Raw genomic sequence first — 13,649 nt, forward strand, 5'->3', positions numbered from 1 at the left:
TTATGAATCAGGCATTCATATTACATAGATGCCTTCTGGACCCGCAGCCAGCATCAGACCACTTGCATTGACCAGGATTCTGATCTGCTTAAAAACGCGCGCAGTCTAATATTCAAAAGCAACGTTCGGTCAAAAGTTATCAGGAAGAAGCCCCTCCAAAACCAGATAAATAAGCCAGCGATAAAACCCTTTAAGATTCCTGAAAACTGCATTTTGCTGAACACCAATGTAACAATTCATCACGACCCGCCAGCCGATCAGGAACACACCACTGGCTTTTATGTTATGTCATAACGTTGCAGGATTTTCCGGCTGTGGCGTAAGGGTGATATGACCGATTTCAGAGTGAAGCCAGCCATTTTTTTACGCTACCTCCTTACAAGACCGGGTTTCAGCTTCATTCGCGTAGTAAAATCAGGTGTCATAAGTATTAAATGTCAGCAATAAGCAGATATACAACACACTTTTTCTAAAAATTCGAACTCATAAAGTGAGTGAAGAAAGTATTGCTGCTACTTGCGAAAAGAAAACGGCACAATAAATCGGAGTTTCATATCTATGCAATCGCAGACTACATCTGAAACGGGTGTATCGCCGAAACCCGATCTCACTGTTGGTTTTCTGCTAATGAACCGCTTTACGCTGGCCTCTGTCGCCGGCATGGTCGAGTCGCTGCGTTTCGCAGCGGATGAATCGTTTTTCAGCCGGCAGATCTTCTGTCGCTGGGAATGGATGACTTGTGATAACCAGCCGGTCACCGCCAGCTGCGATTTGCCAGTATCGCCAACCGCCGGGCTCGATTTTACCCGTAGCTGGGACTATTTTGTTGTAGCGGGTGGCTTGCTGGAAGAGACTCGTAAGTCGCCGCCCTGGCTGTTAAAAGCGTTGTGCGAGCTGCATGCGCGGGGTGTGCGCATAATCACTCTTTGCAGCGGCGTGTTTGTGGCGGGAAATGCTGGCCTTCTGGATGGTCGCCAGTGTGCAATCCATTTCACCACCCGCGACGAGTTCAGACTGCGTTTTCCCAAAGCGATTCCGGTCATCGACAAAACCTATATTAAAGATGGCGGTATCATTACCTGTCCTGGCGGTACTGCGATCGATCTGGCGGCAGATATCATTCGCGAGCACTGCGGACTGGTGCGATCGCAGAAAGTGCTTAAGTATTTGTTGGTGGAGGAGCCGGCCGCACCGGTAAAAAAAACACAGCGCAACGTCAGGGAGCCTGATGTCTATGAGAATGAGCTGGTGAGTAAAGTGATTGAGTTTATGAAACACCATCTCGACTCGCCCACACCGCTGGCTGAAGTAGCGTTGTTCGCCGGGGTAACCTTCCGCCAGCTCAACCTGATTTTCACCAAGTGTACAGGTCATTCCGCTGCGGTTTACTGGCGTCGCATGCGGCTGGAGCAGGCGCGTAAGCTGATGGCGGATTCCAGTAACAGCCTGAACGCCATTGCCGCCGCCACCGGTTTTGCCGACGCGTCCCACCTGATTGCCTGGTTTCGAAAACAGTATGGTGAAACGCCAAGCTCGTTCCGTAAACGCAGACGTGACGTGGAACGACTCATTAAAGAGTAATCAGGGGCAGTATCCGCCCCTGATTTTTCACCAGGAACTGCGCTTAGGGAGGCTACCATTCATCCTGGGCTGCGGAGTGTCCAGCGACGCGGCGTCTTCGAGATTGCGCGCCGCCGTTTCCGGTGCCAGGAACCATGAGACCAGCAGGCCGAAAAACGTAATGCCCGCAGCAATATACATAGTGTGGCCAATACCGATAGTCTGCAGCGATACCGGAATCAGCCAGGTGCCGACTGCCGCGCCGACGCGCGACATTGAGGTACCAATACCGACGGCAGCTGCACGTATCTCCGTCGGGAAGATTTCGTTTGGATAGACCAGCTGCAGCACCTGTGCCCCACCGATAAACAGCGCATAGGCACCAAATATTAGCAGGATCACCATTGACGGCCCGTCGCGCAGTACACCCAGCAGCAGCAAAGCGAGGCCTGACCAGAGGAAGCTGTGCAGCAGCAGTTTTCGGCGTCCCAGCGAATTTACCAGACGGGTGGCAATGATGCAGCCGACAACAAACAGCAGAGTAATGGCGATTGAACCGTATGCAGCCCAGTTACCACTGAGATGCAGCGCTTCCAGTACGCGTGGAGCAAAAGCGTAGACAGCAAACACCGGGATGACTGAACAGGTCCAGAATAGGGTAACAAAAGCCATACGCTTGCCGTATCCGGAGTGCAGCAGGCTGCCGAATGACAGGTGTTGACACTCTGCCTGCTGAGGCAGATTGTTCAGCCCGAAGTCGCTGCCATACACGCGCCTGATTATCGCCTCTGCTTCCTGTTCGCGCCCTTTACTCATCAGCCAGCGTGGCGATTCCGGCGTGCCGAGACGCACCAGGAACAGTAGCGCGCCAATTACCGCTGTACTTGCCAGCGTCAACCGCCAGGCATCCGGTCCACCAATATTCAGGATGACTTCGCCGGTAAGATAGGCCACTGCCGCGCCTGCAAACCAGAGAATGGTCAGCGCTGCCAGGCAAGGACCGCGATAGCGTTTCGGCAAAAACTCCACCAAAAAAGCAGTGGCGACCGGATATTCGATGCCTACCGCGACACCATTAAGAAAACGCAGGGCAAAAAGCATTTCGCCGCTCTGCACCCAGTATTGTGCCAGTGAGCAGACTATAAACAGTACCGGGCCCACAAAATAAAGTACGCGTCTGCCGAGCCTGTCCGTGAGTGCGCCGCCGATAAAGCCTCCAAAAAAGATACCGATCAGGGCGGAGGCGGCGATAAGCCCTTCCCAGAAGGCGCTAAGCCCCAGCGCAGGTGACACCTTTGTCATCGCTATACCAATAATACTCAGTACGTAGCCATCAACGAATGACCCGCCGCCGGAGCGTATGGTAAGAAGACGATGGAAACGGCTAAGCGGTACATCTTCAACTGAAATGTGATTAGACATCACAGGCTCCTCTATTTTTTATCAGCAGATTAACGGTGAGCTGTTCAGAACAATGGCCACAGGGCACCAGTCCCGTTAAATGCATAAGGGGTCGGAATAAATATAAGGCGTGAGATCGTTAGAAAGATTATCCGGCGGGCTATCCTGTCCCCGATAAAATAAAAAGCATTGTCAGGTCAGTAACGTCATAATGTATTTCCTCCGGCGCAGGGTAAGCGGTTATAAACATTCTTATTGTTATTTAAATCGGAGAGGGTAGACGCCCTCTCATTTAAATATTACGACGCCTCGTGCGTCACTTTATTAGCGTCTGTCGAACGGGTTGACCACCAGCAGATCAGCGAACCCAGACTCACCATAGCCGTACCCTGCCAGAATGCTATCGTCAGATGAGAACTGAGGATAAAGGCGGCCAGTACTGAAGAGATAATCGGAATGAAATAAGAGGCGGCTGCCAGCAGGTTAACATTGCCATGCAAAATACCTGTGTTCCACGCGGCATAGCCGAAACCCATTGCCATTGCAGCCAGCACCAGATTGATCAGTACCTGTAGTGAAACCGCGAAGGACGGTTGCGGCGATAACAGAAATTTCACCCATAATGTAAGCGCGGTTAAAATAAAAAATAGCGTAATACCGTTACTACCATTGGCTATTTTTTTCGTCACCACGCAATATATTGCCCAGATGACTGCACCGCTGAATGCGAGTCCGTAGCTCAGTGGATTATCCATGATATTAGTGGCGATTCCGCTGACGGTAAAAGCGTGATCACCGCCGAGCACCCGGCATATTCCGGAAATAGCAAGCAATACGCCGGGTATAATGAGCGGACTGGTTTTTTGCCTGTTAACAATGACCGCCAGTACTATGGTCATGCTCGGCCAAAGATAGTTCACCATCCCGACCTCAATCGCCTGTCGGCCGTTATGGGTAAAGCCGAGTGACAACGACAGGCAGAGTTCGTAACAGACGAACAATACGCTGCCGACTACCAGGTAGCGCCGGGGAAACGAGCGCAAGCGCGGAAAACCGACGGTTAACACCAGCAATATTGAGCTGCAGCTGTAGATTAACGCGGCGCCGCCTACCGCGCCGAAACCCTCACTCACGCTTTTTATCAGTCCAACAATCGCGCTCCAGAGCACTATGGCTATCAGGCCAATCAGTGTCGCTTTCTTCTGGGTCATCACCTGCTTCCTTCTTTGTTAGCCACGCTTGCTCGTCAAACTGACAATGGAGCCTGTTAAATTCAGGTTAAAACTTGCAACAAACCTATGCCTCCTGACAGAGGCTGTAAATATGCTTCAGCAGGTCAGAATGCGGGAATGTGATCGTTATCTGAATTCATTTAGAAAATTTATACAAGTCCAATTAAAACATAATTGCCTGTTTTTAATGAATAAAAAATATAATTAGTGTAGAAAAATCCTACTTTATTGTATTTTTATTGTATTTATTTTGTATGCAATTTTTTCGTCTGATTGACCTGCCTCTCTGGCCTGTGCAAATTGTTTAACATCGCAACCCGTTAAGGTTGTATGCAGACCTGAATGTACCCTGGAGGCTACTGTGTTGACATTTGAAGGCATCTATACCCCGGCTATTACCCCTTACGCCGCCGACGGCAGCATTGATTTCGCTGCCTTCGCAGACGTACTTGAGTCGCTGATTGAAGCGCGCGTGCACGGCATTATCATTGGCGGTTCAACCGGCGAGTACTACGCCCAGAGCCAGGAAGAGCGTCTGGCGCTGGTAGAACATGCGCGCAAAGTCATTGGTCAACGCCTGCCGCTGATCGTCGGCACCGGAGCCATCCGTACCGAAGATGCAGTCACCTTCGCCACCCATGCGCGCGACCACAAAGCGGACGCCATTCTGGTCACCTCTCCGCCCTATGCATTGCCGACCGAACTGGAAAACGCCCATCACGCGCTGACCATCGATAAAGCCGCGCAGCTGCCCATCATGCTCTACAACTATCCGGGTCGTATGGGGATCAGCATGGGTGAAACTTACTTCCGCGAAGTGAGTCGCTCCGCCAACGTAGTGGCGATTAAAGAGAGTTCCGGCGACTTTAACAATCTGCATCTGCTGGCGTGTCAGTTCCCGACAATTTCACTCTCCTGTGGCTGGGATGATCAGGCGCTTGAGTTCTTTGCATGGGGCGCACGTAGCTGGGTCTGCGCGGGCTCAAACTTTATTCCGCGCGAGCACGTAGCGCTTTATGAAGCCTGTGTGGTTGAAAAAGATTTCGTTAAAGGTCGCAAAATTATGGCGGCGATGATGCCACTGATGAATTTCCTCGACGGTGGCAAGTTTGTTCAGTCAATTAAGTACGGCTCAGAGCTGGCTGGGCTGAAGTCGGGGCCAGTACGCGCCCCGCTACAGGCGCTGGATGAGGAAGAGCAGGCGCAGCTTAAAGCAGTTATCGAGAGCGTGAAACGTAACGTGGCTGCGGTCACCGCATCGTAAGGAGAGGGCATGAGCCATATAGCAACCCTGAGCGATGCCGAGCGTATCGCCGCAGCACTCACCCTGCCTGATAACGCATTTATCAATGGGCACTTTTGCGCGGCAGCGTCGGGCGATACGCTGATCACGGTTAACCCGTCGACTGGTGAACCTCTGACGCGCATCGCCGCCTGCGATATTCGTGATGTTAATGCCGCCGTGGAAGGCGCACGTGCTGTATTCGAGGCGGGCAGCTGGAGCCAGGCACATCCCGGCGAACGTAAAGCCGTGCTGCTGAAGCTGGCCGCCCTGATGGAGCGTGAGCTGGAGTCGCTGGCAGTGCTGGAAAGTCTCGACAGCGGTAAGCCGGTCAGCGAATGTCTGGCGGTAGACGTGCCGGAGACGATCCATGTTTTGAAATGGCACGCGGAAGCGATCGACAAAATGTACGATCACTGCGCGCCGACCGGCAACGGCGCGCTGGCGCTGGTGGTGCGCGAGCCGATCGGCGTCGTGGGCTGCGTGCTGCCGTGGAATTTTCCACTGCTGATGCTGGCCTGGAAAATCGCGCCAGCGCTGGCGACTGGCTGCTCGGTGATTGTCAAACCCGCCGAACAGACCTCCCTGACAGCGCTGCGTGTGGCAGCGCTTGCCGTCGAAGCCGGGCTGCCGGCTAGTGTATTGAACATTGTTACGGGCACCGGCAAATCAGTAGGCGAGCCAATAGGCCTGCATGCGGACATTGACATGGTGAGCTTTACCGGCTCTACCGCCACCGGTCGACGTTTCCTGCGTTATGCCGCAGACTCCAACCTGAAAAAAGTTGTGCTGGAGTGCGGTGGTAAAAACCCGGCGGTGGTGTTTGACGACGCCGAGGATCTCGCCAGCGTGGCGGCTAACGTGCTGAACGGCGCGTTCTGGAATATGGGCGAAAACTGTTCGGCAACTTCGCGCCTGCTGGTTCAGGAAAAGGTCAAAGAGCCTCTGCTGAGGCTGATGGCCGAACAACTGTCGGACTGGCCGATGGGCAATCCGCTCGACCCAAAAAATCGGCTGGGCGCTATGGTCAGCGCCGAACATTTCAGTAAGGTAAGCGGCTATCTGGAGACGGCGCGTAATGAGGGACTGCACATTCTGCAGGGCGGCGGCACCGAACAGGGTACTTATGTACAGCCGACGATTATTGACAATGTAACGCCGGAAAGCGCGCTGTTCCGCGAAGAAATTTTCGGGCCGATCCTTTGCGTGACTCCCTTTAAAACGGAAGCGGAAGCCATCGCGCTGGCGAACGACACTGACTATGGCTTAGCGGGTTCGGTTTACACTGGCAGCCTCAAACGGGCGATTCGCGTGTCGCGTGCGGTACGCGCCGGTACTGTTACGGTGAACTGCTTTGGTGAAGGCGACGCAACCACGCCGTTTGGCGGCTACAAGCAATCCGGCTTCGGCGGCCGCGATAAGTCGGTTTTCGCGCTCGATCAATATACTGAGCTAAAAACGCTATGGATTGACGTTCCGGTAAGGAGCGCCTGAATCATCTCAGATAAGCTGCCTGCGCTATCCGGCAGGCAGCATGATAGGATGCCCATCATGATGCCAGCGAATCAACGTTTTACTTTGTACGCATTGCAACATGTCGATTTATGCGTACATTTTTATTCTTTTCTGCTAATCGCACCCGACCTGTCGCGAAAACAGGGGCGAATCTGCGCTAATCGGTAAAAAATGCATTTGTTGTTACGTGGCTCAAGCGGGTCCATGACAATATGGCGTTTTAACCCGCCGCCTGCGAAGAGATTACCTGGCTGCGCAGTGACATTCTCAGTCATAAGCCCGACAGCGCTCCTGAACACATGCTGCACCTTATTTATCAGAACGCCATAACCCGGCACTTATAAAATCCGGCAGGACTCCGGTTTGATTTCCCAGGGACTCCATCCTATTTTCCATCAGGATCAAATGCTGTGTTGGACATTTTTATTGCGGCTAAATTAAGCGGCGAATGATGGCATGATTATTTTTGCTGTAAACATGTACATTATGTAAGTTATAGCAGCATTGCTGCGCGATACTTTCGTTGCGTTATCTGATATGAGTTATTGTTCTGGAGGAAGATGTGGGATTGGGAAAAACAGCGCTATATGAAGATCTGAAACGGCTCATTCTCACCATGGAACTGGATCCGGATGAAGTACTGGATGAATCAAGCCTGACGGCACAGTATGGATTGTCGCGTACACCGGTGCGTGAAGTATTCCATCGTCTGGCAGGTGAAGGCTATCTGGAAATTGTTGAAAAGCGTGGCGTGCGCGTTATCCCGATGAGCCATGCATCGCTTCGTAACTTTTTTCTGGTCGCCCCAATGATATATGCTGCTACCGGGCGTCTTGCTGTACAGAACTGTAAACCTGCGCAGCTAAAGGCATTGAAGGAAACACAAAAACGTTTTCGCAAAGCAGTTCAGACTCACCATTCCGCCGTACTGGTACTGGAAAATAATCGTTTCCATGAAATCATGGGCGAGATGGCAGCTAACCCTTACCTTCAGCCAAGTCTTGGACGCTTGCTAATCGATCACTGTCGTATTGGCCACACCTTCTATCGCCCCCGGAATGAAGAGATGGAATATCGGCTACAACTCGCTGCCGATCACCACGATGCTTTTATTGCAGCGATAGAAACACGTAATGAGCAGGCCGTAGTAGACCTTGTTTTTGAACACTGGGAACTTTCCCGGGAAAATATGGAGATATTTATCGCGCCACAAGGCCTGAAAGCTGATCATCTGATTTAAAGTTTTGTTTGTGAATAAATGTATTTAGCTGGGAGCTTATGCTTCCGGCCAGACCGTGCCTGCTGTCCCAAATCATCCCTTCAGACTTAACTCTCCGCTGTACGTCTTCTCCTTTTATCATCGCCTGGAAAACTTTATTTTGATTTTGCGATACCAGACGCAAAAGGCTAGTCAGGTTGTTGACGAACACCCATAGCGCTTAATATTTTATACTTCATGTATACAATAAAAATACAAATAAATTCATCTCTTCTTCTCTGTTTACATGGTCTGACGGCTTAATGCAGTTGGCCTGAATAAACGGGTTTGCCCTGCCCCGCAGGCGAACCACCCTACGAAAAAGTATTGGAGTAATATAATTGCAAAAGATCACTTCTTTACCCGCAGACGATTCCAGGCCGGGATGGTTTCATATCAGTCCGGCACGAATTCCACGTTCTGAACATACCGGACAGAAAAAAGCGCGATGGGGAATTATTGGGGCTGGTCTGACTGGGCTGGCAGCTGCGCGTCAGCTGGCGCTCAACTTCCCTGACGATGAAGTAGTCTTAATCGAAGCACAGGAAGTAGGATATGGCTCAGCCGGACGCAATGCAGGCTTCGCCATTGACGTGCCCCATGATATTGGCGCAAAGGACTACATCGGCGATGTCAACACAGCGAATCTTGTGCTCAGACTAAATACGCTGGGACAGGATTATCTGCGCCATGTTGTGCAGGAGAACAATATAGAGTGTCAGATGTCGGCATCAGGTAAATACCAGGCCGCCGTCGGAAATCAGGGCATTGAGATACTGGAAGCTTATCGCCGCGGACTGGCAAAAATCGGCCGGACAGCTGAGATGATCGCTGGCAATGACTTACCTGATCATATCGGCACGTCCTACTATAAACAGGCCCTCTTTATTCCAGGTACGCTTCTGCTTCAACCTTCGGCATTGGTGAAGGGGCTGGCAGACAATCTACCTGCCAACGTTACGCTTTATGAAAATACGCCGATCACCTCGGTGGACTATGGTGACACTATTGCATTAATGCATGACAGGGGGGTGATTACAGTCGATACATTGATCCTTGCCAACAACGGTTTTGCTACTCACTTTGGTTTTCTACAGCGTCGCCTGCTTCCAACATTTCTCTATGGCAGCCTGACAAGACCTCTGACTGATAAAGAGCAGCAATGCCTTGGCGGCAAACCGGTCTGGGGCGTGATCCCGGCGCATCCTTTCGGCAGCACACTTCGCCGTACCGCAGACAACCGTATTCTGGTGCGTAACAGCTTTAGTTTTCAGCCGGACGGGCGACCACGTGAAAAGCATTTAAGGCATTTTATTGAGAATCACCGTAAATCTTTTGAGCGCCGCTTTCCGATGCTGCCGCAGGTCGATTTTGAATACACCTGGAGCGGCGCCATCTGCCTGTCTGAAAACCATGAAAGTTTCTTCGGCAGGCTTGCGCCTAATGTCTACGGGGCGCTGTGCTGTAATGGTTTAGGCATTACGCGAGGCACTGCCACCGGCAAACTGTTAGCCGATATGATTGCAGGAGAGCGTAATGAACTTATCGATTTTCTTAGCGCTTCACCCGGACCAAATCTGACGCCTCGCGAGCCGTTTCTCTCTGTTGGCGTTAATTCGGTGCTAAAATGGGGCCAGTTTCGCGCCGGTCCTGAAATGTAAATTTCTTCAACATGAACGCATTGAACTGCGAGGCGAGAGACATATTTGCAGGTATGAAAATCGAATAGTACAGGTAAACTGAGCGTAACTTTATTTCGGGAATTTATCCGGGCAACTTTAGCAATAATGTCCGCTTTAAGCGAAAAGCGGACTTCTGCGATAAGGAACGAGATTTTAATCACAGAGACCGTAGGTTAAATCAGCTGAGCAAATTCTTAAGATTAACCATATCCCACGGCATGTGTTCAGCTATCGTCAGCCCAACAGCTTCTGCTTTAGACGTGGCCTGGTTGATCAGCTTAAGCACATCCCCGATGGTCAGTTTCCCCTCAGCAACGTCACCAAAAACATGTTTACCTCTGCCGGGTTGGGCAAACAGAACCGAGCGAAACAGCGTTGGATCCTGGACGTCTGGATCAAGGTGGATGGCCAGATATTCAATTTTCTCTTTAACAATCCATTCAGTAATTTCACTGGACCCCGCCTTTATTTGCTCAGGGTTGGAGGTCGCTACCTGATGGCTGGCCAGGTAGTCACGCTCATAACTCAGCGGGTCATGAATGTCAGCAATCATAATTTTCGACGGCAATAATTTGTGTCGAACATGACTGACTAAATCTTTGTCACCGGTGCCTGTCTTGCTCCCCGTTGATTAGTACACCGCGATTGCGCCACATATAGAATGTGGCATCGTAGATACCCAGCTTGCGACAGACCTCCGGTACTGATGTACCCGGTTCAGCCTGCCTGGGGGCAAAGACAATCTGTTCTTCAGTGAATCGTGACTTTTTCATCGGCTCAACCTCCGCTCGGAGGGAGTATTAATCATGCCGGAATTCTGTTTCTGAATGGAGCAGGATTTTGGGTCAGAGTCAGCCAGTAACACGAAAACTTTAATCTTAAAATGCGAGACCTATAAAGAGAGGTGCAGTAAGAGAGCAGGAGCGCGTCAGATACAGATGACGGGAACAATAAGGAGTATTGAGCAAATCGGTCATCTTCATATCTCATCACTATATGCCCATTACTGCTTCAGGAAATGATGCAAAACCCGCCGCTCAGATGGACTTCATCGCGTTATGAACACTGGCAAATTCTTTTAATCCTCCCTGACCGTGAAACACCTTGTCCCGTTCCCGGCGCTTTTACATATATATAAAAACCTCACAAGCTATTTCGATAACCTATCAGGGCAGACGCCATATAAGGGTTTTACAGACGGCCTTACGGACTTCCTGTCACGACTGCAGATAGTCATCAGGCATGAAATTGCCAGGCTAATGTCATGTTTTGTAGCAGTTTGTAAATTTAACTCTATCCTTAGTCTGTCTGGACAGAGAAACCAGAGAGCATTTCTCATCTAACCTTTTCAGATGACTGTAATTTTTACAGTATTTGTTCACTCTTTAAGGAAAATAAATGGCAGGCATAAGACGTAAAAAAGTAAAACCGATAGGCCTGAAGGACGTTACCATCATCGATGATGCCCGTCTGAAAAAAGCGATTACTGCGGCAGCGCTGGGTAATGCCATGGAATGGTTTGATTTTGGCGTTTACGGTTACGTGGCAGCTGTGCTGGGCAAGGTTTTTTTTCCTGACGCCTCCCCGGGGATTCAGATTATTGCAGCGCTGGGCACGTTTTCCGTTCCTTTCATTATCCGGCCTTTAGGCGGTATGTTCTTTGGCGCGCTGGGTGACAGATACGGTCGCCAGAAGATTCTGGCCATGACCATCATTCTGATGACGCTGAGCACCTTCTCTATCGGTCTTATTCCTTCCTATGCGACGATCGGCTTCTGGGCTCCGGTCCTGCTGCTGATAGCCAAAATGGTTCAGGGCTTTTCAGTCGGAGGGGAATATACCGGCGCTTCAATATTCGTGGCGGAGTACTCTCCAGACAGAAAGCGGGGATTTTTAGGCAGCTGGTTAGATTTTGGCTCACTCACCGGCTTCGTCTGCGGAGCCGGGGTTGTTGTCGTGCTGACGACCATTCTGGGCCAGGACGCGTTTAATGAATGGGGCTGGCGTATTCCGTTCTTCATGGCGTTGCCTTTAGGGCTTGTGGGTCTTTACCTGCGTCATGCCCTTGAAGAAACCCCGGCGTTCCAGAAACATGTTGATTCGCTTGAGCAGGGGTCTAAACAGGGCCTGAGTGAAGGTCCTTCGGTGCCGTTTAAAGATATCGCGCGTAAACACTGGCGAAACCTGATTTCCTGTATCGGCATCGTGATTACCACTAACGTCGCTTATTACATGCTGCTGACTTACGTGCCGAGTTACCTGACGCATAATCTGCATTATTCAGAGGACCGCGGTGTTCTGATTATCGTTGTCATCATGCTGGCGATGCTTTTTGTACAGCCGGTGATGGGGTTACTCAGTGATAAATTCGGGCGAAAACCTTTTATCATCATTGGCAGCACGGCAATGGTGCTGCTTTCCATTCCTTCATTCATGCTTATTACTTCGGACAGCCTGGTCGCCCTCTTCTTCGGGCTCCTGATACAGGCGGTCATACTTAACTGCCTGATAGGTGTGATGGCATCGACCCTGCCAGCGCTCTTTCCAACGGAAGTGCGCTACAGTGCTTTAGCCGGTACCTATAACATTGCTATCCTGATTGCCGGTATCACCCCGACATTAACGGCGTGGCTGGTTGAGGTAACAGGGAATCTTTATATGCCTGCATGGTATCTGATGGTTGTGGGTGTGATTGGCGTAATAACAGGTGTCACGGTAAGAGAAACCGCGAATAAGCCTTTATATGGTGACACCCCTGCGGCCTCTTCTCTGGCGGAAGCCAGAGAGCTGCTGCAGGAGCATCATGACGGAATCGAGGAGCGGATTGAAGATATAGATAAGAGAATTGATGAGCTTAAGAGTAAGCGACGTAATCTGGTTGCTCAGCAACCTGATACCATCAGTTAAATTAACAGGCCGCTATCCGGTGATAGCGGCGCTGATTTTCCAGCCGACCCTGATCGACTTTTTATCTTTTAATTCACTGTATTTCAGTTGCACCCTTCAGATAGTAAAGGTTACTTCAGGCTCTCAGCCCATCCTGTCTGCTTCAGAGCCCACCTGACGACCTTAGCCCGGATACAGGATCCGTTAATTCATGCCTGCCTCTATGTGGATAAGCGAGGCTGCCCTTCTCTATCGCGAAAAAAACCGGATTATCTTCACCTTTGCTGAGTGAAATACACTCTGGCTGCTCCTCAGACGCTGTTTTTCTCAGTATTTTACGGATAAGTTCTGAAGCGAGATAAGCCGCAGATACCGTTCAGAGGTCAGCACAGGTTTGCGGGATTTGCCCGGAGCGCTTCAGGATTATTTATTAAATTCAGCCGTAATTTTCGGGGCGGAGTTGCCTTCTGATTTCCCTCCTTTTGCATTAAAAATGGCAAAACGTGATCTGGACAGCCCGCCGGACACTGTCTGTGTCTGATTCCTTATCCGCGAGATAAACCGGTCTATACATTGTCAGACTTCACTTAACTCAGACAGGAGGCATTATGACGAAGCTCAGAGGGGGGGCCGGCAGTTTTGCCGCAAATCCGCAGCGCTGAGGATGCTGGCAGAAAGGCAATCAGATAAGCGGTGGCAATTTCAGGAACGATCATGAGCGTGCGGCCGAAGCGGGACGTCAGGGCGGGAAAGTCAGCAGGAGAGGAAACCAGACAGTGTGTCATCTACAGTATCCCCGGAAGGGGTTAACTGAAACTGTGGTTCCGGCAAGG

Annotated in this window: 9 protein-coding genes and 2 pseudogenes; 7 read left to right on the forward strand and 4 right to left on the reverse strand. The window is 50.8% G+C overall.

Annotation, left to right across the window (positions count from 1 at the left end):
* The first annotated feature begins 558 nt into the window (after positions 1-558).
* Complete coding sequence (locus QSK07_RS15760; protein WP_098050810.1) at positions 559-1,581, forward strand: GlxA family transcriptional regulator; 1,023 nt, start codon at positions 559-561, stop codon at positions 1,579-1,581.
* Positions 1,582-1,608: 27 nt separating this feature from the next.
* Here the strand turns inward: QSK07_RS15760 and QSK07_RS15765 are convergent, their stop codons facing one another.
* Together QSK07_RS15765 and yddG are read right to left on the reverse strand one after the other, a co-directional pair.
* Positions 1,609-2,982, reverse strand: coding sequence for an MFS transporter (locus tag QSK07_RS15765; protein WP_285721920.1), 1,374 nt, complete (start codon positions 2,980-2,982; stop codon positions 1,609-1,611).
* A 278-nt stretch (positions 2,983-3,260) separates the two neighbouring features.
* A complete protein-coding gene (gene yddG / locus QSK07_RS15770) occupies positions 3,261-4,172 on the reverse strand; it encodes an aromatic amino acid DMT transporter YddG (protein WP_275219599.1) in 912 nt (303 codons plus the stop codon).
* A 382-nt stretch (positions 4,173-4,554) separates the two neighbouring features.
* Here yddG and QSK07_RS15775 point away from each other — a divergent pair, with 382 nt between their 5' ends.
* The 4 genes from QSK07_RS15775 to QSK07_RS15790 all read left to right on the forward strand — a co-directional run bounded on the left by QSK07_RS15775 (position 4,555) and on the right by QSK07_RS15790 (position 9,909).
* The gene (locus QSK07_RS15775; protein ID WP_285721922.1) at positions 4,555-5,457 is read left to right on the forward strand and encodes a dihydrodipicolinate synthase family protein; all 903 of its coding nucleotides are present in this window, start codon (positions 4,555-4,557) and stop codon (positions 5,455-5,457) included.
* A gap of 9 nt (positions 5,458-5,466) precedes the next feature.
* A complete protein-coding gene (locus tag QSK07_RS15780; protein ID WP_285721924.1) occupies positions 5,467-6,969 on the forward strand; it encodes an aldehyde dehydrogenase in 1,503 nt (500 codons plus the stop codon).
* A 583-nt stretch (positions 6,970-7,552) separates the two neighbouring features.
* Positions 7,553-8,230, forward strand: a complete 678-nt coding sequence (locus QSK07_RS15785) for a GntR family transcriptional regulator (protein WP_098050815.1) — start codon at positions 7,553-7,555, stop codon at positions 8,228-8,230.
* Positions 8,231-8,589: 359 nt separating this feature from the next.
* Complete coding sequence (locus QSK07_RS15790) at positions 8,590-9,909, forward strand: NAD(P)/FAD-dependent oxidoreductase (protein WP_285721926.1); 1,320 nt, start codon at positions 8,590-8,592, stop codon at positions 9,907-9,909.
* Positions 9,910-10,108: 199 nt separating this feature from the next.
* Here QSK07_RS15790 and QSK07_RS15795 read toward each other — a convergent pair whose 3' ends face one another.
* Both QSK07_RS15795 and QSK07_RS15800 read right to left on the reverse strand, forming a co-directional pair.
* Positions 10,109-10,483 (reverse strand): arginase family protein, encoded by a 375-nt coding sequence (locus QSK07_RS15795; RefSeq protein ID WP_285721928.1) that lies wholly within the window; start codon positions 10,481-10,483, stop codon positions 10,109-10,111.
* An 88-nt stretch (positions 10,484-10,571) separates the two neighbouring features.
* Positions 10,572-10,703: pseudogene (locus QSK07_RS15800) on the reverse strand (transposase); the annotation flags it as partial.
* A gap of 625 nt (positions 10,704-11,328) precedes the next feature.
* On the opposite strand from QSK07_RS15800, the gene proP reads away from it, so the two are divergent.
* Together proP and QSK07_RS15810 are read left to right on the forward strand one after the other, a co-directional pair.
* Positions 11,329-12,837 (forward strand): glycine betaine/L-proline transporter ProP, encoded by a 1,509-nt coding sequence (gene proP / locus QSK07_RS15805; RefSeq protein WP_285721930.1) that lies wholly within the window; start codon positions 11,329-11,331, stop codon positions 12,835-12,837.
* A gap of 587 nt (positions 12,838-13,424) precedes the next feature.
* Positions 13,425-13,580 (forward strand): annotated as a pseudogene (locus tag QSK07_RS15810) (con-10 family general stress protein); the annotation flags it as partial.
* Positions 13,581-13,649 lie beyond the last annotated feature (69 nt).

The sequence above is a fragment of the Pantoea sp. QMID4 genome (genome assembly GCF_030270445.1).
Taxonomy (GTDB): Bacteria; Pseudomonadota; Gammaproteobacteria; order Enterobacterales; family Enterobacteriaceae; genus Pantoea; species Pantoea vagans.

Coding starts and splice junctions, on each gene's coding strand:
- QSK07_RS15760 (WP_098050810.1), top strand. CDS start 559: ATGCAATCGCAGACTACATCTGAAACGGGTGTATCGCCGAAACCCGAT.
- QSK07_RS15765 (WP_285721920.1), bottom strand. CDS start 2,982: ATGTCTAATCACATTTCAGTTGAAGATGTACCGCTTAGCCGTTTCCAT.
- yddG (WP_275219599.1), bottom strand. CDS start 4,172: ATGACCCAGAAGAAAGCGACACTGATTGGCCTGATAGCCATAGTGCTC.
- QSK07_RS15780 (WP_285721924.1), top strand. CDS start 5,467: ATGAGCCATATAGCAACCCTGAGCGATGCCGAGCGTATCGCCGCAGCA.
- QSK07_RS15795 (WP_285721928.1), bottom strand. CDS start 10,483: ATGATTGCTGACATTCATGACCCGCTGAGTTATGAGCGTGACTACCTG.
- proP (WP_285721930.1), top strand. CDS start 11,329: ATGGCAGGCATAAGACGTAAAAAAGTAAAACCGATAGGCCTGAAGGAC.